Raw genomic sequence first — 19,982 nt, 5'->3', positions numbered from 1 at the left:
GCTGCTTTTTAGAACGGGATATCGTCATCAAAGCTGTCGAAATCCGGAGCCGGTTGCGGAGCAGCCTGCTGTGGAGCCGGAGCCTGACGCGACTGTTGCGGTGCTGCCGACTGCTGCGGACGCGGAGCCTGTTGGCGTGGGGCCGGGGCGGACTGCTGGTAGTTATTGCCCCCGCCTTGTTGGTCGCCCTGCTGTGGACGGCCGCCCAGCAGTTGCATGGTGCCTTGCATGTCGACCACGATTTCAGTGGTGTAACGCTTGATACCGTCTTTTTCCCACTCGCGAGTCTGCAGCTTGCCTTCGATGTAGACCTGCGAACCTTTACGCAGGTACTCGCCGGCGATTTCGGCAACCTTGCCGAACATCGACACACGGTGCCATTCGGTCTTCTCGACCTTCTGACCGGTTTGCTTGTCGGTCCACTGTTCGCTGGTCGCCAGACTCAGGTTGGTCACGGCGTTACCGTTAGGCAAGTAGCGAACTTCGGGATCCTGGCCGCAAGTGCCGACCAATATGACTTTGTTAACCCCACGGGCCATAACGTTCTCCTAGGCTACGCACGCTGCCCCGGCCGGGTTGTTCACCAGGCGTTCAAGGGTGGTGCGATCCAATAGTTCTGTGTCCAATTTGATGTAAATCGCCGCTTCTTCTTCGACGATCACTGCATCTGTTACCCCTACGACGGCCTTCAGGCGCTCGACCAGACCCGCTTCGCGGATCGCCTCGGGCGACAACGGCAAGCGCAGGCTCGTCACGTAGGGAGGTTCGCGCATGGTAACAGCAAAGGCCAGCCAGAGGGCAGCCAGACCGGCGCATCCAAGGAACACAACCGACAGACCGCCATGCTGAAACAGCCAGCCGCCGAGGATGCCGCCCAGTGCCGAACCGAGGAACTGGCTGGTGGAATAAACCCCCATCGCCGTGCCCTTGCCGCCTGCCGGTGAAACCTTGCTGATCAGCGATGGCAACGAAGCTTCCAGCAAGTTGAACGCGGTGAAGAACACCACCGTCCCGATCACCAGGGCCCGCAAGCTGTCGCCGAACTGCCAGAAGAATAGCTCAGTGAGCATCAGCGTCAGCACGGCGCCCAATAAAACTCGTTTCATTTTGCGTTTCTTCTCGCCGTAGATAATGAACGGGATCATGGCGAAGAAGGAAATCAGCAGCGCAGTCAGGTAGACCCACCAGTGCTGCTCTTTAGGCAGTCCGGCTTTTTCGACCAGCGCCAACGGCAACGCAACGAAGCTCGACATCAACATCGCGTGCAACACAAAAATGCCCAGGTCCAGGCGCAGCAAGTCTGGATGCTTGAGCGTCGGGATCAGCGCCTGGCGCGCAACGCCGGATTCGCGGTGCTGCAACGGCCCGGTAGAGCGCGGCACCATGAACATCACAATCACGATGCCGAACAGCGCCATTCCGCCCGTGGCGAGGAACAACCCGGACAGGCCAAAGGCGCGGGTCAGCAACGGTCCTACAACCATCGCGACAGCGAACGACAGACCAATCGTCATGCCGATCATGGCCATGGCTTTGGTCCGATGCTGTTCGCGGGTCAGGTCTGACAGCAATGCCATCACGGCCGCGGAAATCGCCCCGGCGCCTTGCAGGATTCGTCCGGCGATCACGCCCCAGATCGAATCGGCATTGGCCGCCAGTACGCTACCGAGGGCAAAGATGATCAGCCCGAGATAAATCACCGGACGGCGACCGATGCGGTCGGAAATGAAGCCGAAAGGAATTTGAAAGATCGCCTGGGTCAGGCCGTAAGCGCCAATCGCCAGCCCGATGAGGGCCGGGGTCGCTCCCGCCAGGTCCATCCCATAGGTCGCCAGTACCGGCAACACCATGAACATGCCAAGCATACGGAAGGCGAACACCAGGGCCAGACCGCTTGCTGCGCGGGTCTCACTGCCACTCATGCGTTCGCTGTGGGGATCGTGCATGGAAAAACCTCATGTGAACCGGCGGCGATTCTACCAGTCCCATCGATTGACGGGGTATATCGCGACGCTTTGACGCGCTCTGCTGACAGAGTCTTCATGCAAGGCTGCCACCCGCTCATTTGATAGTGTGCATCCATCCAGTATTTGGCCGTATACTCCTACGTTTTCGACGCCCGCCGAGCGAGGCCACTTTGGACAAGATCCTGATTCGTGGGGCCCGAACCCACAACCTGAAGAACATCGACCTGACCCTGCCCAGGGACAAACTGATCGTCATCACCGGCCTGTCCGGCTCCGGAAAATCATCCCTGGCATTCGACACGCTGTACGCCGAAGGTCAGCGCCGCTACGTCGAATCGCTATCGGCCTACGCGCGGCAATTTTTGTCGATGATGGAAAAGCCTGACGTCGACACCATCGAAGGTTTGTCGCCAGCCATTTCCATCGAGCAGAAATCGACCTCGCACAACCCGCGTTCGACGGTCGGCACCATCACCGAAATCTACGATTACCTGCGCCTGCTTTACGCTCGCGTGGGTATTCCGCGTTGCCCGGATCACGACATTCCGCTGGAAGCCCAGACCGTCAGCCAAATGGTCGACTTGGTGCTCGCCCAACCGGAGGGCAGCAAGCTTATGCTGTTAGCGCCGGTGATTCGCGAGCGTAAAGGCGAACACCTTTCGGTCTTCGAAGAACTGCGCGCCCAAGGTTTTGTGCGAGCCCGGGTCAACGGCCGGCTCTGCGAGCTGGACGAATTGCCGAAGCTGGATAAGCAGAAGAAGCACTCGATCGATGTGGTGGTCGACCGCTTCAAGGTGCGCGCCGACCTGCAACAGCGCCTGGCCGAGTCGTTCGAGACCGCTTTGAAGCTCGCGGACGGCATCGCCCTGGTCGCGCCGATGGACGACGAGCCCGGTGAAGAAATCATCTTCTCCGCACGCTTCGCCTGCCCAATCTGCGGTCATGCCATCAGTGAGCTGGAACCCAAGCTGTTCTCCTTCAACAACCCGGCCGGCGCTTGCCCGACGTGCGATGGCCTGGGGGTCAAGCAGTTCTTCGACATCAAGCGATTGGTCAATGGTGAACTGACGCTCGCGGAAGGCGCGATTCGTGGCTGGGACCGGCGCAACGTCTATTACTTCCAGATGCTTGGCTCGTTGGCATCCCACTACAAGTTCAGTCTGGAAGTACCGTTCAACGAACTGCCGGCCGATCAGCAGAAGTTCATCCTGCACGGCAGCGGCTCGCAGAACGTCGACTTCAAATACCTGAACGACCGCGGCGATATCGTCAAACGTTCGCACCCGTTCGAAGGCATCGTGCCGAATCTGGAACGTCGCTACCGTGAAACCGAGTCGGCTTCTGTGCGTGAAGAGCTGGCCAAGTTCCTCAGCACCCAGCCTTGCCCGGATTGCCGTGGTACTCGTCTGCGTCGTGAGGCGCGGCATGTTTGGGTGGGCGAGAAGACGCTGCCGGCGGTGACCAATCTGCCGATTGGCGATGCCTGTGAATATTTCGGCGTGCTGAAACTCACCGGCCGCCGTGGCGAAATTGCCGACAAGATTCTCAAGGAGATTCGCGAGCGACTGCAGTTCCTGGTCAACGTTGGCCTGGACTATTTGTCACTGGATCGCAGTGCGGACACGTTGTCCGGTGGTGAAGCGCAGCGTATCCGTCTGGCCAGCCAGATCGGCGCCGGCCTGGTGGGCGTTCTGTACATTCTCGACGAACCATCGATTGGCCTGCATCAACGAGACAACGATCGGTTGCTCGGCACCCTCAAGCACCTGCGGGATATCGGCAACACGGTGATCGTGGTCGAGCACGATGAAGATGCGATTCGCCTGGCTGACTACGTGGTGGATATCGGTCCTGGTGCGGGCGTGCATGGCGGGCATATCGTCGCCGAAGGTACGCCGGCTGAGGTCATGGCTCATCCAGACTCGTTGACCGGCAAGTACTTGTCGGGTCGGGTGAAGATCGCCGTTCCGGCCAAACGCACGCCGCGCAACAAGAAGCTGTCGCTGTCCCTCAAGGGCGCTCGTGGCAACAACTTGCGCGATGTCGATCTGGACATTCCGATCGGTTTGCTGACCTGCGTGACCGGCGTGTCTGGCTCGGGCAAGTCGACGCTGATCAACAACACCTTGTTCCCGCTTAGCGCTACCGCATTGAACGGCGCGACAACACTCGAAGCAGCCGCTCACGACAGCATCAAAGGTCTGGAGCATCTGGATAAAGTTGTCGACATCGATCAGAGCCCGATCGGTCGAACGCCGCGCTCCAACCCGGCGACCTACACCGGGTTGTTCACACCGATTCGCGAACTGTTCGCCGGTGTGCCGGAGTCCCGCTCCCGCGGTTATGGTCCTGGACGCTTCTCCTTCAACGTGAAGGGCGGACGTTGCGAAGCGTGTCAGGGCGATGGCCTGATCAAGGTGGAAATGCACTTTCTGCCGGACATCTATGTCCCGTGCGACGTCTGCAAGAGCAAGCGCTACAACCGCGAGACGCTGGAGATCAAGTACAAGGGCAAGAGCATCCACGAAACCCTCGAGATGACGATCGAGGAAGCGCGGGTGTTCTTCGACGCGGTTCCGGCCCTGGCGCGCAAGCTTCAGACGCTGATGGATGTCGGTCTGTCGTACATCAAGCTCGGCCAGTCAGCGACCACGCTGTCGGGTGGTGAAGCCCAACGGGTGAAACTGTCCCGCGAACTGTCCAAGCGCGATACTGGCAAGACGCTGTATATCCTCGATGAGCCGACGACCGGCCTGCACTTCGCGGATATTCAGCAGCTGCTTGACGTACTGCATCGATTGCGCGACCACGGCAACACCGTGGTAGTGATCGAACACAACCTTGATGTAATCAAAACAGCCGACTGGCTGGTGGACCTCGGGCCGGAAGGCGGTTCCAAGGGCGGCCAGATCATTGCAGTCGGTACGCCGGAGGAAGTGTCGGAGATGAAGCAATCTCATACAGGCTTCTACCTCAAGCCGCTGTTGGCACGCGACAAGGCCTGAATCACGGCCATGAAAAAGCCCCTGTCACTTTCTCGGTGACAGGGGCTTTTTTGTATCCGGTGCAATCAGGCATGCGATTGCAGGTAATTTTCCAGACCGATCAGCTTGATCAGGCCCATCTGCTTTTCAAGCCAGTAGGTGTGGTCTTCTTCGGTGTCATGCAATTGAACCCGCAGCATCTCGCGACTGACATAATCCTTGTGCTGTTCGCAGAGCTTTATGCCCTTGCAGAGCGCGGCGCGGACTTTGTATTCAAGTCGCAGATCAGCGGCAAGCATGTCCGGCACGGTAGTGCCGACATCAAGGTCGTCCGGGCGCATGCGCGGCGTACCTTCGAGCATCAGAATTCGGCGCATCAGGGCATCAGCGTGCCCGGCTTCTTCTTCCATCTCGTGGTTGATACGTTCGTAGAGCTTGGTGAAACCCCAGTCCTCATACATCCGCGAATGGACGAAATATTGATCACGCGCCGCCAGTTCGCCGGTCAGCAACGTGTTGAGGTAATCGATTACGTCTGGGTGGCCTTGCATCGCCCTACATCTCCCTGCTTGAAAGTCTGTAGTTTGAACCACGCAGACTGTTTGGTCACTCTGCTTGCGTGATAAAAGCGAAGATATTCTGAGAAAAGTGGTTTAAATAACGCAAAAACCGCCCAAATGAGGGCGGTTCTGCTTCTCGTTTAGACTTCGTTAAGCTGTACGTTGAGCAGCTTTGCGATTGCTTCTCCATACGCCGGATCGGCTTTGTAGAAATGCTGCAATTGGCGATCAACCACATCACTGGAGACCCCGGCCATTGCGCCTGCAATGTTGCTGACCAAGAGCGCTTTCTGCTCATCGCTCATCAAACGGAACAACGCACCGGCGTGGCTGTAGTAGTCGGTATCCTCACGGTGATCGTAGCGATCAGCCGCACCGCTCAGCGCCAGTGCTGGCTCTGCATAGCGAGGTGCTTGCTTCGGCGATTCGATGTAGCTGTTCGGCTCGTAGTTGGGTGTTGCACCGCCATTGCTGCCAAACGCCATCGAACCGTCGCGCTGATAGCTGTTCACCGGACTGCGAGGCGCGTTTACCGGCAGCTGCTGGTGATTGGTGCCAATGCGGTAGCGGTGAGCATCTGCGTAAGCGAACACTCGACCTTGCAGCATTCGGTCAGGCGACAAGCCGACACCCGGGACCATGTTGCTCGGACCGAAAGCGGCTTGCTCGACTTCAGCAAAATAGTTCTGCGGGTTGCGGTTGAGCTCCAATTCGCCCACTTCGATCAGCGGAAACTCTTTCTGCGACCAGGTCTTGGTCACGTCAAACGGGTTTTCGTAGTGCGCTGCGGCCTGAGCCTCAGTCATGATCTGGACGCACACGCGCCATTTCGGGAAATCACCGCGCTCGATCGCGCCGAACAGATCACGCTGTGCGTAATCCGGATCGGTACCAGCCAGGCGTGCCGCGTCTGCTGGCGCCAGGTTTTTAATCCCTTGCTTGGTTTTGTAGTGCCATTTCACCCAGTGACGTTCGCCATTGGCGTTAATCAGGCTGTAGGTGTGGCTGCCGAAGCCGTGCATGTGACGGTAGCCATCGGGGATGCCACGGTCCGAGAACAGAATGGTGACCTGATGCAGCGCCTCAGGTGAGTGGGACCAGAAGTCCCACATCATTTGCGCGCTTTTCAGATTGCTTTGTGGCAGACGTTTTTGGGTGTGAATAAAGTCGGGGAATTTCAAAGGATCGCGGATGAAGAACACTGGCGTGTTGTTGCCGACGATGTCCCAGTTACCTTCTTCGGTGTAGAACTTCAGGGCGAAACCACGAGGATCGCGCTCGGTGTCCGCCGAACCGCGCTCACCGCCAACGGTGGAAAACCGCAGGAAGGTTGGGGTTTGCTTGCCGACAGATTCGAACAGCTTGGCGCTGGTGTACTCGGTGATGTCCCGAGTTACGGTGAACGTACCGTAAGCACCAGAACCTTTGGCATGTACGCGACGCTCAGGGATGTTTTCACGGTTGAAGTGGGCAAGCTTCTCGATCAGGTGAAAGTCATCGAGCAGCAGCGGGCCACGAGGGCCGGCGGAACGGGAATTCTGGTTATCAGCGACAGGAGCGCCACTGGCGGTGGTAAGTGTTTTATTTTGGCTCATGCGATGTCTTCCTCTGTCAGTCTTTCCTACTGCCGGCTAATCGGCTGAAAAGGAGTATTGACCATCAACATGACACCATCAAATTCATTAAATTGTGAGAATCGATAGATAAATACTAATGAGGATTTATCGACTAGGCTTTTCGATACTTTTTCGAGCGCGCACAAAAAACCGGGCACTAGGCCCGGTTCTTCGTTTCAGACTGACGTCTTACTCAGCGGATACAGCTTCACCACCGGCAGGACGATCAACCAACTCGACGTACGCCATAGGCGCGTTGTCGCCAGTGCGGAAACCGCACTTGAGGATGCGCAGGTAGCCACCCTCACGGGTAGCGTAACGCTTGCCCAGGTCGTTGAAGAGCTTACCAACGATAGCTTTCGAACGAGTACGGTCGAAAGCCAGACGGCGGTTAGCCAGGCTGTCTGTCTTGGCCAAAGTGATCAGCGGCTCAGCAACGCGACGCAGTTCTTTAGCTTTCGGCAGTGTAGTTTTGATCAGCTCGTGCTCGAACAGCGACACTGCCATGTTTTGAAACATGGCCTTGCGGTGCGAGCTAGTGCGGCTCAGGTGACGACCACTTTTACGATGACGCATGGTTCATTCCTTACCAAACACAACGTTCGGTGATTACGACGATCAGGCAGTCGCCTTGTCGTCCTTCTTAAGACTTGCAGGCGGCCAGTTGTCGAGGCGCATGCCGAGGGACAGACCGCGGGAGGCCAGAACGTCCTTGATTTCAGTCAAGGATTTCTTGCCAAGGTTCGGAGTCTTCAACAGCTCTACTTCGGTACGCTGAATCAGGTCACCGATGTAGTAGATGTTTTCCGCCTTAAGGCAGTTAGCCGAACGTACAGTCAGTTCCAGATCGTCAACCGGGCGAAGCAGGATCGGATCGATCTCGTCTTCCTGCTCGACAACCACTGGCTCACTGTCACCTTTGAGGTCGACGAACGCAGCCAACTGCTGTTGCAGAATGGTTGCAGCGCGGCGAATTGCCTCTTCAGGATCCAGAGTACCGTTGGTTTCCAGATCAATAACCAGCTTGTCCAGGTTAGTACGCTGTTCGACACGGGCGTTTTCCACCACGTATGCGATACGGCGAACCGGGCTGAACGAAGAGTCAAGCTGCAAGCGACCGATGCTGCGGCTTTCGTCTTCATCGCTCTGACGCGAGTCTGCCGGTTCATAACCACGACCACGAGCTACGGTGAGCTTCATGTTCAGGGCGCCGTTAGACGCCAGGTTAGCGATTACGTGATCGGGGTTAACGATCTCGACATCATGATCCAGCTGAATATCGGCAGCGGTAACCACCCCCGAACCCTTCTTCGACAAGGTCAGCGTAACTTCGTCACGGCCATGCAGCTTGATAGCCAGACCTTTAAGGTTCAACAGGATTTCAATTACGTCTTCCTGTACACCTTCGATGGCGCTGTACTCATGGAGCACACCGTCAATCTCGGCCTCGACTACTGCGCAGCCGGGCATTGAGGACAACAGGATGCGTCGCAGCGCGTTGCCCAGGGTGTGGCCAAAACCACGCTCGAGAGGCTCGAGGGTGATCTTGGCGCGGGTTGGACTGACAACCTGCACATCAATATGGCGGGGTGTCAGGAACTCATTTACCGAAATCTGCATGGATGCACCTATTTTCTAGCCCTTACTTGGAGTAGAGCTCGACAATCAGGCTTTCGTTGATGTCGGCGGACAGATCACTGCGAGCTGGAACGTTCTTGAAAACGCCCGACTTCTTCTCAGTGTCTACTTCTACCCATTCTACGCGGCCACGTTGGGCACACAGATCGAGAGCTTGGACAATGCGAAGTTGGTTCTTTGCTTTCTCGCGAATCGCGACCACGTCACCAGCACGAACCTGGTACGACGGCACGTTTACGGTTTGACCGTTAACGCTTACGGATTTGTGCGATACCAGCTGACGGGATTCGGCACGAGTAGAGCCAAAACCCATACGGTATACAACGTTGTCCAGACGGCATTCGAGCAGTTGCAACAGGTTTTCGCCAGTTGCACCTTTCTTGCCAGCAGCTTCTTTGTAGTAGCCGCTGAATTGACGCTCGAGAACGCCGTAGATACGACGGACCTTCTGCTTTTCACGCAGTTGGGTGCCGTAATCGGACTGGCGACCGCGGCGTTGGCCGTGGATACCAGGTGCTGCTTCAATGTTGCACTTCGATTCGATCGCGCGCACGCCGCTCTTCAAGAAGAGATCGGTGCCTTCGCGACGAGCGAGTTTGCATTTTGGACCAATGTAACGAGCCATTCTTTACAATCTCCTGGATTACACGCGGCGCTTCTTCGGCGGACGGCACCCGTTGTGCGGGATTGGCGTCACGTCGGTGATGCTGGCGATCTTGTAGCCACAGCCGTTCAAAGCGCGGACTGCAGATTCACGACCTGGACCTGGACCTTTGACGTTAACGTCGAGGTTTTTCAGGCCGTATTCCAGCGCAGCTTGACCAGCACGTTCAGCAGCTACTTGAGCAGCAAACGGGGTGGACTTGCGGGAACCGCGGAAACCCGAACCACCGGAGGTAGCCCAGGAAAGAGCGTTGCCTTGACGGTCGGTGATGGTCACGATTGTGTTGTTAAAAGATGCATGGATGTGGGCAATGCCATCAACCACTGTCTTTTTAACTTTTTTACGAGGACGAGCAGCAGGTTTAGCCATGATTAATTTCCTGTCGATTCGCTGGGGCGATTACTTGCGGATCGGCTTACGCGGACCTTTACGGGTACGCGCGTTAGTCTTGGTACGCTGACCGCGCACTGGAAGACCACGACGATGACGCAGACCGCGATAGCAACCGAGGTCCATCAAACGCTTGATTTTCATGTTGATTTCGCGACGCAGGTCACCTTCAGTGGTGAACTTCGCCACTTCGCCACGCAGCTGTTCAATCTGCTCGTCGCTCAGATCTTTGATCTTTGCGGCTGGGTTTACCCCAGTCACTGCACAGATCTTCTGTGCAGTAGTGCGACCAACACCATAGATGTAGGTCAGCGAGATAACAGTATGCTTGTTATCTGGAATGTTAACGCCTGCAATACGGGCCATTCAGTGGGACTCCAATTGACAGCTACCTACGCCCCGGAAGCCAAGAAATAGGGCGCGAGATAATATCGCTGTAATAACAAATAATCAACCCGGCAGCGCACTAGCTGCCGGGCTTGAAGCACAATCACACTCAGCCTTGGCGCTGTTTGTGACGCGGTTCCGCGCTGCAAATTACTCGAACAACACCTTCGCGGCGAATAATCTTGCAGTTACGGCACAGCTTTTTCACCGATGCACGAACTTTCATCACCAACTCCTCGAACCTTATGGGTACTCAGCGCAACATGCCGCTGCCGTAACCCTTCAGGTTGGCTTTCTTCATCAGGGATTCGTACTGGTGCGAAACGAGGTGCGATTGTACTTGAGACATGAAGTCCATCACAACCACGACCACGATCAGCAACGAGGTCCCGCCAAGGTAGAACGGAACGTTTGCTGCAACCACCAGGAACTGGGGCAACAGGCACACGGCCGTCATATATAGAGCACCGAACAGGGTCAAACGAGTCAGAACGCCATCAATGTAGCGCGCAGACTGCTCACCTGGACGGATGCCCGGAATAAAGGCACCGGACTTCTTCAGGTTTTCCGCTACGTCTTTCGGATTGAACATCAACGCCGTATAGAAGAAGCAGAAGAAAATAATCCCTGCACTAAACAGCAGAATATTCAACGGCTGACCAGGAGCGATCGACTGCGAGATGTCCTGCAGCCAGCCCATACCTTCAGACTGACCAAACCAGGTACCCAACGAAGCCGGGAACAGCAAAATGCTGCTCGCGAAAATGGCTGGAATAACACCGGCCATGTTCACCTTCAACGGCAAGTGGCTGGTCTGCGCAGCAAAGACCTTACGGCCCTGCTGACGCTTGGCGTAATGAACAGCAATACGACGCTGACCACGCTCAATGAACACCACGAAACCGATAATCGCTACTGCCAGCAAACCGATGGCAACCAGGGCAAAAATGTTGATATCACCCTGACGCGCAGACTCGAAAGACTGCCCGATCGCTCTCGGAAGACCGGCGACGATACCTGCGAAAATCAACATCGAGATACCGTTGCCAACACCACGCTCAGTAATCTGCTCACCCAGCCACATCATGAACATCGCACCAGCCACAAAAGTGGATACCGCGACGAAATGGAAGCCAAAGTCACCAGTGAACGAAACGCCCTGCCCCGCCAGACCAATGGACATGCCAATTGCCTGAACGAGAGCGAGGACGACAGTGCCGTAGCGGGTGTACTGAGCAATCTTGCGACGCCCAGCTTCACCTTCCTTCTTCAACTGTTCCAACTGCGGGCTGACGGCGGTCATCAGCTGCATGATGATCGATGCCGAAATGTACGGCATGATCCCCAGTGCAAAGATGCTCATCCGTTCCAGCGCGCCGCCGGAAAACATGTTGAACAAGCTAAGAATGGTCCCCTCATTCTGTCGAAACAGGTCCGCGAGTCGGTCCGGGTTGATACCTGGAACCGGGATGTGTGCGCCTATTCGGTAGACGATAATCGCCAAGAATAGAAAACGCAGACGAGCCCAGAGTTCAGACATACCGCCTTTGCCGAGCGCAGAGAGAGCACCTTGCTTAGCCATTTATTCCTCGAACTTGCCGCCAGCTGCTTCGATAGCCGCACGCGCACCTTTGGTGGCGCCGATTCCCTTTCCGATGGTAACAGCGCGAGTAACTTCGCCGGACAGCATGATTTTCACACGCTGTACGTTGACGTTGATCACGTTGGCATCTTTCAGGGACTGCACGGTGACGATGTCGCCTTCCACTTTAGCCAGCTCGGACAAACGCACTTCTGCGCGGTCCATGGCTTTCAGGGAAACGAAACCGAACTTCGGCAGGCGACGATGCAGCGGCTGTTGACCGCCTTCAAAGCCTGGAGCAATGGTGCCACCGGAGCGGGAGGACTGACCTTTGTGGCCACGGCCACCGGTCTTGCCCAAACCACTACCGATACCACGGCCCGGACGATGCTTTTCGCGACGGGAACCCGGCGCTGGACTCAGATCATTGAGTTTCATCGATTAACCCTCGACACGCAGCATGTAGTAAGCCTTGTTGATCATCCCGCGATTCTCGGGAGTATCAAGTACTTCTACAGTGTGACCGATGCGACGCAGACCCAGACCCTTAACGCACAATTTGTGGTTAGGGATGCGGCCGGTCATGCTTTTGATCAGCGTAACTTTTACGGTAGCCATGATCAGAAGATCTCCTTGACGCTTTTGCCACGCTTGGCGGCAATGGATTCAGGAGACTGCATAGCTTTCAAACCTTTGAAAGTGGCGTGAACCACGTTTACCGGGTTAGTCGAGCCGTAGCACTTGGCCAGAACGTTCTGAACGCCAGCAACTTCGAGGACAGCACGCATAGCGCCGCCAGCGATGATACCGGTACCTTCAGAAGCAGGCTGCATGTACACCTTCGAAGCGCCGTGACCGGACTTCATTGCGTACTGCAGAGTGGTGCCGTTCAGGTCAACTTGGATCATGTTGCGGCGAGCAGCTTCCATTGCCTTCTGGATCGCAGCAGGCACTTCACGCGACTTGCCACGGCCGAAGCCAACACGCCCTTTACCATCACCCACCACGGTCAACGCGGTGAAAGTGAAGATACGGCCGCCTTTAACGGTTTTGGCTACGCGGTTAACTTGAACCAGCTTCTCGATGTAGCCTTCGTCGCGCTTTTGGTCGTTATTTGACATAACTTAGAACTCCAGCCCAGCTTCACGAGCAGCATCAGCCAGCGCCTTGACGCGGCCGTGGTACTTGAAGCCAGAGCGGTCGAAAGCCACCTGCGAGACGCCAGCGGCTTTAGCACGCGTAGCGACCAGCTGGCCAACCTTAGTGGCCGCGTCGATGTTGCCAGTGGCGCCATCACGCAGTTCTTTATCCAAAGTCGAGGCAGATGCCAGGACTTTGTTGCCGTCGGCCGAAATGACCTGGGCGTAGATGTGCTGCGACGAGCGGAACACGCAGAGACGCACGACTTCGAGTTCGTGCATTTTCAGGCGTGCTTTGCGAGCGCGACGCAGTCGAGTAACTTTTTTGTCGGTCATTTGCTATGCCCTACTTCTTCTTGGCTTCTTTACGACGGACGACTTCGTCCGCGTAGCGCACACCTTTGCCTTTGTACGGCTCTGGTGGACGGAAGTCGCGGATCTCGGCGGCCACTTGACCTACCAGCTGCTTATCGATGCCCTTGATCAGGATATCGGTCTGGCTAGGAGTCTCAGCGGTGATGCCTTCCGGCAGTTCATAATCCACTGGGTGCGAGAAGCCAAGAGCCAGGTTCAGCACTGTGCCTTTTGCTTGCGCTTTGTAACCAACACCGACCAGCTGGAGCTTACGCTCGAAGCCTTGGCTTACGCCTTGGACCATGTTGTTTACCAACGCACGAGTGGTACCAGCCATTGCGCGAGTTTGTTGATCGCCATTGCGAGCAGCGAAACGCAGCTCACCAGCTTCTTCAACAATCTCAACGGACGAATGGATGTTCAGTTCGAGAGTGCCCTTGGCACCCTTCACCGAAAGCTGTTGGCCTGCGAATTTGACTTCGACACCGGCTGGCAGCTTAACGGGGTTCTTAGCGACGCGTGACATGCTTATCCCCCCTTAGAACACAGTGCAAAGAACTTCGCCGCCGACACCGGCAGCGCGCGCAGCACGATCCGTCATCACACCTTTGTTGGTGGAGACGATAGACACACCGAGACCGCCACGAACTTTTGGCAGATCATCGACGGACTTGTACTGACGCAGGCCTGGACGGCTAACGCGCTTCACTTCTTCGATGACCGGACGGCCTTCGAAGTACTTCAGCTCGATGGACAGCAGTGGTTTGATTTCGCTGCTGATCTGATAACCCGCAATGTAACCTTCGTCTTTCAGGACTTTGGCAACAGCTACCTTCAAAGTAGAAGATGGCATGCTTACGACGGACTTTTCAGCCATCTGGGCATTACGGATTCGAGTTAGCATGTCCGCTAACGGGTCCTGCATACTCATGGGCTAGACGCTCCTAATACAAAAAAATTAGCCTTGCGGCTACTACTTGTCGCCGAGCTCATCCATGCGGAAAAAGCACGGGCTCAGGCGAGCCGGGTATTCTAGACACACCCCACAAATGAATCAAGCCCCAAAAGGGGCTTGATTCAAGTTCAAGGTCACCGGTGGTCAGGATCTTGCGACCCCTAACACCGAGACTTTGATAGTGCTTACCAGCTGGCTTTAACCAGACCAGGTACGTCACCACGCATTGCAGCTTCACGCAGTTTGTTACGGCCAAGGCCGAACTTGCGGTAAACGCCGTGTGGACGACCGGTCAGGCGGCAGCGGTTACGCATGCGCGAGGCGCTTGCGTCACGTGGCTGCTTCTGCAGAGCTACTGTAGCTTCCCAACGTGCTTCTGGACTTGCGTTCAGATCAACGATGATAGCTTTCAGTGCTGCACGCTTTTTGGCGTACTTGGCAACCGTGAGCTGACGCTTCAGCTCGCGGTTTTTCATGCTCATCTTGGCCATTTTCCTACTCCAATCAGTTGCGGAACGGGAATTTGAAAGCACGCAACAGGGCGCGACCTTCATCATCGTTCTTGGCAGTGGTGGTCAGGGTAATGTCCAGACCGCGGAGAGCATCGATCTTGTCGTAGTCGATTTCCGGGAAGATGATCTGCTCTTTAACGCCCATGCTGTAGTTACCACGACCATCGAAGGACTTGGCATTCAGGCCGCGGAAGTCGCGAACCCGAGGCAGGGAGATCGACAGCAGACGATCCAGGAACTCGTACATACGCTCACGGCGCAGGGTCACTTTGACGCCGATCGGCCAACCTTCACGGACTTTAAAGCCAGCGATGGATTTCCGAGCGTAGGTCACAACGACTTTCTGGCCGGTGATCTTTTCCAGGTCGGCAACAGCGTGCTCGATGACTTTTTTGTCACCGACCGCTTCGCCCAAACCCATGTTCAGGGTGATTTTTGTAACGCGTGGAACTTCCATCACGTTCGAAAGCTTAAGTTCTTCCTTAAGCTTCGGTGCGATTTCCTTCCAGTAAATCTCTTTTAGTCGTGCCATGGTCTTCTACCTAGCAGTGTTCAAGCATCAACCGCTTTTTGGGTCGACTTGAAGACACGAATTTTCTTGCCGTCTTCTACTTTGAAACCAACGCGGTCAGCCTTGTTGGTTTCGCCGTTGAAAATGGCGACGTTAGAAGCGTCCAGTGGAGCTTCTTTTTCGACGATACCGCCTTGTACGCCCGACGCCGGGTTAGGCTTGGTATGACGCTTAACCAGGTTCAGACCACCAATAACCAGACGGTTATTAGCGAGAACCTTAAGCACCTTACCGCGCTTACCTTTGTCTTTGCCGGCGATCACGATGATCTCGTCGTCACGACGAATCTTTTGCATGTCGGATCTCCTTACAGCACTTCTGGGGCGAGCGAGACGATCTTCATGAACTTCTCAGTACGAAGTTCACGGGTCACTGGCCCAAAGATACGGGTGCCGATCGGCTCTTGCTTGTTGTTCAGAAGAACAGCAGCGTTGCCATCAAAGCGGATAATGGAGCCATCAGCACGGCGTACGCCGTGACGAGTGCGGACTACAACAGCAGTCATCACTTGGCCTTTTTTCACTTTACCGCGAGGAATTGCTTCCTTCACGGTAACTTTGATGATGTCACCGATACCAGCGTAACGACGATGGGAGCCACCCAGCACCTTGATGCACATAACACGGCGAGCGCCGCTGTTATCGGCCACATCGAGCATGGATTGAGTCTGAATCATATAATTTCTCCGACCCCTAGTCCTTAGACTTCCACAGCGCGTTCGAGAACATCAACCAGCGCCCAAGACTTGGTCTTGGCCAAAGGACGAGTTTCACGAATAGTGACTTTGTCGCCGATGTGGCACTGATTGGTTTCGTCGTGCGCGTGCAGCTTAGTCGAACGCTTAACGTATTTACCGTAGATCGGGTGCTTAACGCGACGCTCGATCAGAACGGTGATGGTCTTGTCCATTTTGTCGCTGACAACACGGCCAGTCAGCGTACGGACGGTTTTTTCGGCTTCAGCCATGATTACTTACCTGCCTGCTGTTTGAGCACAGTCTTCACGCGAGCGATGTCACGCTTAACTTGCCGGAGCAGGTGAGACTGCCCCAACTGGCCAGTTGCCTTCTGCATGCGCAGATTGAACTGGTCGCGCAGCAGGCCGAGCAGTTGCTCGTTAAGCTGCGGCGCGTCTTTTTCACGAAGTTCGTTCGCTTTCATCACATCACCGTCCGTTTAACGAAGGCAGTGGCGAGCGGCAGCTTTGCAGCAGCCAAGGCAAAAGCCTCACGCGCCAGCTCTTCAGTAACACCCTCGATTTCATACAGGACTTTGCCTGGCTGAATCTGGGCAACCCAGTACTCCACACTACCCTTACCTTTACCCATCCGAACTTCGAGTGGCTTTTTGGAAATAGGCTTGTCCGGGAATACACGGATCCAGATCTTGCCGCCACGTTTAACGTGACGGGTCAGAGCACGACGCGCTGACTCGATCTGACGAGCGGTGAGACGACCACGAGCTACAGACTTCAGCGCGAACTCGCCGAAGCTGACTTTGCTACCGCGCTGTGCCAGACCACGGTTGTGGCCTGTCATCTGCTTGCGGAACTTCGTACGCTTTGGTTGCAACATTTGGCGTACCCCTTACTTAGCAGCTTTTTTACGAGGCGCTGGTGCTTGTGGTTTCAGTTCTTCTTGGCGACCACCAATTACTTCGCCTTTGAAGATCCAAACCTTTACACCGATCACACCGTAAGTGGTGTGAGCTTCGTAGTTGGCATAGTCGATGTCGGCACGCAGGGTGTGCAGTGGCACACGACCTTCGCGATACCATTCAGTACGTGCGATTTCAGCACCGCCGAGACGACCGCTCACTTGGATTTTGATGCCTTTGGCACCAATGCGCATGGCGTTCTGAACAGCGCGCTTCATAGCGCGACGGAACATTACACGACGCTCCAGCTGCTGAGCTACGCTCTGCGCAACCAGCATACCGTCGAGTTCCGGCTTGCGGATCTCTTCGATATTGATGTGCACAGGCACACCCATTTGCTTGGTCAGGTCCTGACGCAGTTTCTCAACATCTTCACCTTTCTTCCCGATAACGATACCTGGACGAGCGGTGTGGATGGTGATACGTGCAGTCTGAGCCGGACGATGGATATCGATACGGCTTACGGACGCGCTTTTTAGTTTGTCTTGGAGATACTCGCGCACCTTCAGATCAGCGAACAAATAGTCCGCATAAGTCCGACCGTCTGCGTACCAGACGGAGGTGTGCTCCTTGACGATTCCCAGGCGAATGCCAATGGGATGTACTTTCTGACCCATCTCTTCGACTCCGTTACTTGTCAGCAACCTTGACAGTGATATGGCAAGACCGCTTGACGATGCGATCAGCACGGCCTTTGGCACGTGGCATGATTCGCTTCAGCGAACGCCCTTCGTTGACGAAAACGGTGCTGACTTTAAGGTCATCAACGTCTGCGCCTTCGTTATGCTCGGCGTTGGCTACGGCCGACTCCAGCACTTTCTTCATGATCTCGGCGGCTTTCTTACTGCTGAAAGCCAACAGGTTGAGCGCTTCGCCCACCTTCTTCCCGCGGATCTGGTCGGCGACCAAGCGGGCTTTCTGGGCGGAGATTCGAGCGCCCGACAACTTAGCGGCTACTTCCATCGTTCCTTACCCCTTAACGCTTGGCTTTCTTGTCTGCCACGTGCCCACGATATGTGCGGGTACCGGCAAACTCGCCCAGTTTGTGGCCGACCATGTCTTCGTTCACGAGAACTGGAACATGTTGACGACCGTTATGAACTGCAATGGTCAAACCGACCATTTGTGGCAGGATCATCGAACGACGCGACCAGGTTTTAACTGGTTTGCGATCGTTCTTTTCCGCCGCCACTTCGATCTTCTTCAGTAGGTGAAGATCAATAAAAGGACCTTTTTTCAGAGAACGTGGCACTGTCGTATCCCTCTATTTACTTGCGACGACGGACGATCATTTTGTCGGTACGCTTATTACCACGAGTCTTCGCGCCCTTAGTCGGGAAGCCCCATGGCGATACCGGATGACGACCACCAGAGGTACGACCTTCACCACCACCATGTGGGTGGTCAACCGGGTTCATGGCAACACCACGAACGGTTGGGCGAACGCCACGCCAGCGTTTGGCACCAGCTTTACCCAGCGAACGCAGGCTGTGCTCGGAGTTCGAGACTTCACCCAGGGTCGCGCGGCATTCAGCCAGCACTTTACGCATCTCACCAGAACGCAGACGCAGGGTCACGTAGACACCTTCACGAGCGATCAGCTGAGCCGAAGCACCAGCGGAACGAGCGATTTGCGCGCCTTTACCTGGCTTCAATTCGATGCCGTGTACGGTGCTACCAACTGGAATGTTACGCAGTTGCAGAGCGTTGCCCGGCTTGATCGGTGCCAGAGCACCTGCGATCAGCTGGTCGCCAGCACTCACGCCTTTAGGGGCGATGATGTAGCGACGCTCGCCATCTGCGTACAGCAGCAGAGCGATGTGAGCAGTACGGTTTGGATCGTATTCAATACGCTCGACAGTGGCAGAGATGCCATCTTTGTCGTTGCGACGGAAATCGACCAGACGATAATGCTGCTTATGGCCACCACCGATGTGACGAGTGGTAATACGACCATTGTTGTTACGACCACCAGTCTTCGATTTTTTCTCGAGCAGCGGTGCGTGAGGAGCGCCTTTATGCAGCTCCTGGTTGACCACCTTGACCACAAAACGGCGGCCAGGGGAAGTCGGTTTGCATTTAACGATTGCCATGATGCACCCCTTCCTTACTCAGCACTGCTGCTGAAATCGAGATCTTGGCCTGGCTGAAGGGAGATAACTGCCTTCTTCCAGTCATTACGCTTGCCCAGACCGCGAGCAGTGCGCTTGCTCTTACCCAGAACATTCAGGGTAGTAACACGCTCTACTTTCACGCTGAACAGGCTTTCGACGGCCTTCTTGATTTCCAGCTTGGTTGCGTCAGTTGCAACCTTGAAAACGAACTGGCCTTTCTTGTCAGCCAGAACCGTAGCCTTCTCGGAAACGTGCGGGCCAAGCAGAACTTTAAATACGCGTTCCTGGTTCATCCCAGCAGCTCCTCGAATTTCTTCACGGCCGACACGGTGATCAACACCTTGTCGTATGCGATCAGACTAACTGGATCGGAACCTTGCACGTCACGTACATCAACGTGTGGCAGGTTACGAGCAGCCAGGTACAGGTTCTGATCAACTACTTCAGACACGATCAAGACGTCAGTCAGGCCCATGCCGGTCAGTTTGTTCAGCAGATCTTTGGTCTTCGGTGCATCAACAGCGAAGTCCTGAACCACAACCAGACGATCAGTACGCACCAGCTCAGCAAGGATGGAACGCATTGCTGCGCGATACATCTTCTTGTTCAGCTTCTGGGTGTGATCCTGAGGACGAGCTGCGAAAGTGGTACCGCCGCCACGCCAGATTGGGCTACGGATAGTACCCGCACGAGCACGGCCAGTACCTTTCTGACGCCATGGGCGCTTACCGCCACCACGAACGTCGGAACGGGTCTTTTGCTGCTTGCTACCTTGACGGCCGCCGGCCATGTAGGCCACGACTGCTTGGTGAACCAGCGTCTCGTTGAATTCGCCGCCAAATGTCAGTTCGGAAACTTCGATCGCTTGAGCGTCATTTACATTTAATTGCATGT

Annotated in this window: 31 protein-coding genes; 1 reads left to right on the top strand and 30 read right to left on the bottom strand. The window is 55.6% G+C overall.

Features of this window, described 5'->3' with window-relative positions; translation table 11 throughout:
• Positions 1-8: 8 nt before the first annotated feature.
• Together ACYZUA_RS05660 and ACYZUA_RS05655 are read right to left on the bottom strand one after the other, a co-directional pair.
• Positions 9-539, bottom strand: coding sequence for a single-stranded DNA-binding protein (locus tag ACYZUA_RS05660; protein WP_008145505.1), 531 nt, complete (start codon positions 537-539; stop codon positions 9-11).
• Positions 540-548: 9 nt separating this feature from the next.
• Positions 549-1,946, bottom strand: coding sequence for an MFS transporter (locus tag ACYZUA_RS05655; protein ID WP_461962340.1), 1,398 nt, complete (start codon positions 1,944-1,946; stop codon positions 549-551).
• A gap of 191 nt (positions 1,947-2,137) precedes the next feature.
• Between ACYZUA_RS05655 and uvrA the strand changes: the two genes are divergently transcribed.
• Positions 2,138-4,972 (top strand): excinuclease ABC subunit UvrA, encoded by a 2,835-nt coding sequence (gene uvrA / locus ACYZUA_RS05650; protein WP_123365586.1) that lies wholly within the window; start codon positions 2,138-2,140, stop codon positions 4,970-4,972.
• Between the two features lie 65 nt (positions 4,973-5,037).
• Here uvrA and bfr read toward each other — a convergent pair whose 3' ends face one another.
• The 28 genes from bfr to rplD all read right to left on the bottom strand — a co-directional run bounded on the left by bfr (position 5,038) and on the right by rplD (position 19,980).
• Positions 5,038-5,502, bottom strand: a complete 465-nt coding sequence (bfr, locus tag ACYZUA_RS05645; RefSeq protein ID WP_007943775.1) for a bacterioferritin — start codon at positions 5,500-5,502, stop codon at positions 5,038-5,040.
• Between the two features lie 149 nt (positions 5,503-5,651).
• The gene (locus ACYZUA_RS05640) at positions 5,652-7,106 is read right to left on the bottom strand and encodes a catalase (RefSeq protein ID WP_461962339.1); all 1,455 of its coding nucleotides are present in this window, start codon (positions 7,104-7,106) and stop codon (positions 5,652-5,654) included.
• 210 nt (positions 7,107-7,316) lie between these two features.
• Positions 7,317-7,703, bottom strand: a complete 387-nt coding sequence (gene rplQ, locus ACYZUA_RS05635; RefSeq protein WP_008145500.1) for a 50S ribosomal protein L17 — start codon at positions 7,701-7,703, stop codon at positions 7,317-7,319.
• A gap of 42 nt (positions 7,704-7,745) precedes the next feature.
• Complete coding sequence (locus ACYZUA_RS05630) at positions 7,746-8,747, bottom strand: DNA-directed RNA polymerase subunit alpha (RefSeq protein ID WP_003186012.1); 1,002 nt, start codon at positions 8,745-8,747, stop codon at positions 7,746-7,748.
• A 22-nt stretch (positions 8,748-8,769) separates the two neighbouring features.
• Positions 8,770-9,390 carry a 30S ribosomal protein S4 gene (rpsD, locus tag ACYZUA_RS05625; RefSeq protein WP_003210056.1) on the bottom strand — a complete coding sequence of 207 codons (621 nt, stop codon included), beginning with the start codon at positions 9,388-9,390 and terminating at the stop codon, positions 8,770-8,772.
• Positions 9,391-9,408: 18 nt separating this feature from the next.
• Positions 9,409-9,798: a 30S ribosomal protein S11 gene (gene rpsK, locus ACYZUA_RS05620; protein ID WP_002555466.1), complete on the bottom strand. Its 390-nt coding sequence runs from the start codon at positions 9,796-9,798 to the stop codon at positions 9,409-9,411.
• Between the two features lie 30 nt (positions 9,799-9,828).
• A complete protein-coding gene (gene rpsM, locus ACYZUA_RS05615; RefSeq protein WP_003186020.1) occupies positions 9,829-10,185 on the bottom strand; it encodes a 30S ribosomal protein S13 in 357 nt (118 codons plus the stop codon).
• Positions 10,186-10,315: 130 nt separating this feature from the next.
• Positions 10,316-10,432 carry a 50S ribosomal protein L36 gene (gene rpmJ / locus ACYZUA_RS05610; protein ID WP_002555468.1) on the bottom strand — a complete coding sequence of 39 codons (117 nt, stop codon included), beginning with the start codon at positions 10,430-10,432 and terminating at the stop codon, positions 10,316-10,318.
• A gap of 27 nt (positions 10,433-10,459) precedes the next feature.
• Positions 10,460-11,788 (bottom strand): preprotein translocase subunit SecY, encoded by a 1,329-nt coding sequence (gene secY / locus ACYZUA_RS05605; protein WP_008073883.1) that lies wholly within the window; start codon positions 11,786-11,788, stop codon positions 10,460-10,462.
• The gene (gene rplO, locus ACYZUA_RS05600; RefSeq protein WP_007896782.1) at positions 11,789-12,226 is read right to left on the bottom strand and encodes a 50S ribosomal protein L15; all 438 of its coding nucleotides are present in this window, start codon (positions 12,224-12,226) and stop codon (positions 11,789-11,791) included.
• A 3-nt stretch (positions 12,227-12,229) separates the two neighbouring features.
• A complete protein-coding gene (gene rpmD, locus ACYZUA_RS05595) occupies positions 12,230-12,406 on the bottom strand; it encodes a 50S ribosomal protein L30 (RefSeq protein ID WP_003186033.1) in 177 nt (58 codons plus the stop codon).
• Positions 12,407-12,408: 2 nt separating this feature from the next.
• Complete coding sequence (rpsE, locus tag ACYZUA_RS05590; RefSeq protein ID WP_007943782.1) at positions 12,409-12,909, bottom strand: 30S ribosomal protein S5; 501 nt, start codon at positions 12,907-12,909, stop codon at positions 12,409-12,411.
• A 3-nt stretch (positions 12,910-12,912) separates the two neighbouring features.
• Positions 12,913-13,263: a 50S ribosomal protein L18 gene (gene rplR, locus ACYZUA_RS05585; RefSeq protein ID WP_003186037.1), complete on the bottom strand. Its 351-nt coding sequence runs from the start codon at positions 13,261-13,263 to the stop codon at positions 12,913-12,915.
• A gap of 10 nt (positions 13,264-13,273) precedes the next feature.
• Entirely contained in the window at positions 13,274-13,807 is a 534-nt protein-coding gene (rplF, locus tag ACYZUA_RS05580) for a 50S ribosomal protein L6 (protein ID WP_003176412.1), read from the bottom strand.
• A 12-nt stretch (positions 13,808-13,819) separates the two neighbouring features.
• A complete protein-coding gene (gene rpsH / locus ACYZUA_RS05575; protein ID WP_003186040.1) occupies positions 13,820-14,212 on the bottom strand; it encodes a 30S ribosomal protein S8 in 393 nt (130 codons plus the stop codon).
• A 209-nt stretch (positions 14,213-14,421) separates the two neighbouring features.
• The gene (gene rpsN, locus ACYZUA_RS05570) at positions 14,422-14,727 is read right to left on the bottom strand and encodes a 30S ribosomal protein S14 (protein WP_003176414.1); all 306 of its coding nucleotides are present in this window, start codon (positions 14,725-14,727) and stop codon (positions 14,422-14,424) included.
• A gap of 13 nt (positions 14,728-14,740) precedes the next feature.
• Complete coding sequence (rplE, locus tag ACYZUA_RS05565) at positions 14,741-15,280, bottom strand: 50S ribosomal protein L5 (RefSeq protein ID WP_003176415.1); 540 nt, start codon at positions 15,278-15,280, stop codon at positions 14,741-14,743.
• Positions 15,281-15,300: 20 nt separating this feature from the next.
• Positions 15,301-15,615, bottom strand: coding sequence for a 50S ribosomal protein L24 (rplX, locus tag ACYZUA_RS05560; RefSeq protein WP_008145498.1), 315 nt, complete (start codon positions 15,613-15,615; stop codon positions 15,301-15,303).
• 11 nt (positions 15,616-15,626) lie between these two features.
• Positions 15,627-15,995: a 50S ribosomal protein L14 gene (gene rplN / locus ACYZUA_RS05555; protein WP_002555479.1), complete on the bottom strand. Its 369-nt coding sequence runs from the start codon at positions 15,993-15,995 to the stop codon at positions 15,627-15,629.
• 23 nt (positions 15,996-16,018) lie between these two features.
• On the bottom strand, positions 16,019-16,285 hold the full coding sequence (rpsQ, locus tag ACYZUA_RS05550; protein ID WP_003176419.1) for a 30S ribosomal protein S17: 267 nt from the start codon (positions 16,283-16,285) through the stop codon (positions 16,019-16,021).
• Positions 16,286-16,287: 2 nt separating this feature from the next.
• Positions 16,288-16,479 carry a 50S ribosomal protein L29 gene (rpmC, locus tag ACYZUA_RS05545; RefSeq protein WP_008030901.1) on the bottom strand — a complete coding sequence of 64 codons (192 nt, stop codon included), beginning with the start codon at positions 16,477-16,479 and terminating at the stop codon, positions 16,288-16,290.
• A complete protein-coding gene (gene rplP / locus ACYZUA_RS05540) occupies positions 16,479-16,892 on the bottom strand; it encodes a 50S ribosomal protein L16 (RefSeq protein WP_008145497.1) in 414 nt (137 codons plus the stop codon). The genes rpmC and rplP overlap by 1 nt, the downstream gene beginning before the upstream one ends.
• 12 nt (positions 16,893-16,904) lie before the next feature.
• On the bottom strand, positions 16,905-17,591 hold the full coding sequence (gene rpsC, locus ACYZUA_RS05535) for a 30S ribosomal protein S3 (RefSeq protein ID WP_003176422.1): 687 nt from the start codon (positions 17,589-17,591) through the stop codon (positions 16,905-16,907).
• A 13-nt stretch (positions 17,592-17,604) separates the two neighbouring features.
• Positions 17,605-17,937, bottom strand: coding sequence for a 50S ribosomal protein L22 (gene rplV / locus ACYZUA_RS05530; protein WP_003103908.1), 333 nt, complete (start codon positions 17,935-17,937; stop codon positions 17,605-17,607).
• 13 nt (positions 17,938-17,950) lie between these two features.
• Positions 17,951-18,226, bottom strand: coding sequence for a 30S ribosomal protein S19 (rpsS, locus tag ACYZUA_RS05525; protein ID WP_002555486.1), 276 nt, complete (start codon positions 18,224-18,226; stop codon positions 17,951-17,953).
• Between the two features lie 16 nt (positions 18,227-18,242).
• Positions 18,243-19,067, bottom strand: a complete 825-nt coding sequence (gene rplB / locus ACYZUA_RS05520) for a 50S ribosomal protein L2 (RefSeq protein WP_003176423.1) — start codon at positions 19,065-19,067, stop codon at positions 18,243-18,245.
• 14 nt (positions 19,068-19,081) lie between these two features.
• The gene (gene rplW / locus ACYZUA_RS05515; RefSeq protein ID WP_002555488.1) at positions 19,082-19,381 is read right to left on the bottom strand and encodes a 50S ribosomal protein L23; all 300 of its coding nucleotides are present in this window, start codon (positions 19,379-19,381) and stop codon (positions 19,082-19,084) included.
• A complete protein-coding gene (rplD, locus tag ACYZUA_RS05510; RefSeq protein WP_007896707.1) occupies positions 19,378-19,980 on the bottom strand; it encodes a 50S ribosomal protein L4 in 603 nt (200 codons plus the stop codon). Before rplD ends, rplW begins: the two co-directional genes overlap by 4 nt.
• Between the last annotated feature and the right edge of the window lie 2 nt (positions 19,981-19,982).

Source organism: Pseudomonas sp. LS2P72 (genome assembly GCF_054897865.1).
The sequence above is the reverse complement of the archived record's forward strand: the minus strand, read 5'-3'. Positions and strand labels throughout refer to the sequence as shown.

Bases quoted from the DNA above. Each gene is read 5' to 3' on its own strand.
- ACYZUA_RS05660 (WP_008145505.1), bottom strand. From the start codon at position 539: ATGGCCCGTGGGGTTAACAAAGTCATATTGGTCGGCACTTGCGGCCAG.
- ACYZUA_RS05655 (WP_461962340.1), bottom strand. From the start codon at position 1,946: ATGCACGATCCCCACAGCGAACGCATGAGTGGCAGTGAGACCCGCGCA.
- bfr (WP_007943775.1), bottom strand. From the start codon at position 5,502: ATGCAAGGCCACCCAGACGTAATCGATTACCTCAACACGTTGCTGACC.
- ACYZUA_RS05640 (WP_461962339.1), bottom strand. From the start codon at position 7,106: ATGAGCCAAAATAAAACACTTACCACCGCCAGTGGCGCTCCTGTCGCT.
- rplQ (WP_008145500.1), bottom strand. From the start codon at position 7,703: ATGCGTCATCGTAAAAGTGGTCGTCACCTGAGCCGCACTAGCTCGCAC.
- ACYZUA_RS05630 (WP_003186012.1), bottom strand. From the start codon at position 8,747: ATGCAGATTTCGGTAAATGAGTTCCTGACACCCCGCCATATTGATGTG.
- rpsD (WP_003210056.1), bottom strand. From the start codon at position 9,390: ATGGCTCGTTACATTGGTCCAAAATGCAAACTCGCTCGTCGCGAAGGC.
- rpsK (WP_002555466.1), bottom strand. From the start codon at position 9,798: ATGGCTAAACCTGCTGCTCGTCCTCGTAAAAAAGTTAAAAAGACAGTG.
- rpsM (WP_003186020.1), bottom strand. From the start codon at position 10,185: ATGGCCCGTATTGCAGGCGTTAACATTCCAGATAACAAGCATACTGTT.
- rpmJ (WP_002555468.1), bottom strand. From the start codon at position 10,432: ATGAAAGTTCGTGCATCGGTGAAAAAGCTGTGCCGTAACTGCAAGATT.
- secY (WP_008073883.1), bottom strand. From the start codon at position 11,788: ATGGCTAAGCAAGGTGCTCTCTCTGCGCTCGGCAAAGGCGGTATGTCT.
- rplO (WP_007896782.1), bottom strand. From the start codon at position 12,226: ATGAAACTCAATGATCTGAGTCCAGCGCCGGGTTCCCGTCGCGAAAAG.
- rpmD (WP_003186033.1), bottom strand. From the start codon at position 12,406: ATGGCTACCGTAAAAGTTACGCTGATCAAAAGCATGACCGGCCGCATC.
- rpsE (WP_007943782.1), bottom strand. From the start codon at position 12,909: ATGTCAAATAACGACCAAAAGCGCGACGAAGGCTACATCGAGAAGCTG.
- rplR (WP_003186037.1), bottom strand. From the start codon at position 13,263: ATGACCGACAAAAAAGTTACTCGACTGCGTCGCGCTCGCAAAGCACGC.
- rplF (WP_003176412.1), bottom strand. From the start codon at position 13,807: ATGTCACGCGTCGCTAAGAACCCCGTTAAGCTGCCAGCCGGTGTCGAA.
- rpsH (WP_003186040.1), bottom strand. From the start codon at position 14,212: ATGAGTATGCAGGACCCGTTAGCGGACATGCTAACTCGAATCCGTAAT.
- rpsN (WP_003176414.1), bottom strand. From the start codon at position 14,727: ATGGCCAAGATGAGCATGAAAAACCGCGAGCTGAAGCGTCAGCTCACG.
- rplE (WP_003176415.1), bottom strand. From the start codon at position 15,280: ATGGCACGACTAAAAGAGATTTACTGGAAGGAAATCGCACCGAAGCTT.
- rplX (WP_008145498.1), bottom strand. From the start codon at position 15,615: ATGCAAAAGATTCGTCGTGACGACGAGATCATCGTGATCGCCGGCAAA.
- rplN (WP_002555479.1), bottom strand. From the start codon at position 15,995: ATGATTCAGACTCAATCCATGCTCGATGTGGCCGATAACAGCGGCGCT.
- rpsQ (WP_003176419.1), bottom strand. From the start codon at position 16,285: ATGGCTGAAGCCGAAAAAACCGTCCGTACGCTGACTGGCCGTGTTGTC.
- rpmC (WP_008030901.1), bottom strand. From the start codon at position 16,479: ATGAAAGCGAACGAACTTCGTGAAAAAGACGCGCCGCAGCTTAACGAG.
- rplP (WP_008145497.1), bottom strand. From the start codon at position 16,892: ATGTTGCAACCAAAGCGTACGAAGTTCCGCAAGCAGATGACAGGCCAC.
- rpsC (WP_003176422.1), bottom strand. From the start codon at position 17,591: ATGGGTCAGAAAGTACATCCCATTGGCATTCGCCTGGGAATCGTCAAG.
- rplV (WP_003103908.1), bottom strand. From the start codon at position 17,937: ATGGAAGTAGCCGCTAAGTTGTCGGGCGCTCGAATCTCCGCCCAGAAA.
- rplB (WP_003176423.1), bottom strand. From the start codon at position 19,067: ATGGCAATCGTTAAATGCAAACCGACTTCCCCTGGCCGCCGTTTTGTG.
- rplW (WP_002555488.1), bottom strand. From the start codon at position 19,381: ATGAACCAGGAACGCGTATTTAAAGTTCTGCTTGGCCCGCACGTTTCC.
- rplD (WP_007896707.1), bottom strand. From the start codon at position 19,980: ATGCAATTAAATGTAAATGACGCTCAAGCGATCGAAGTTTCCGAACTG.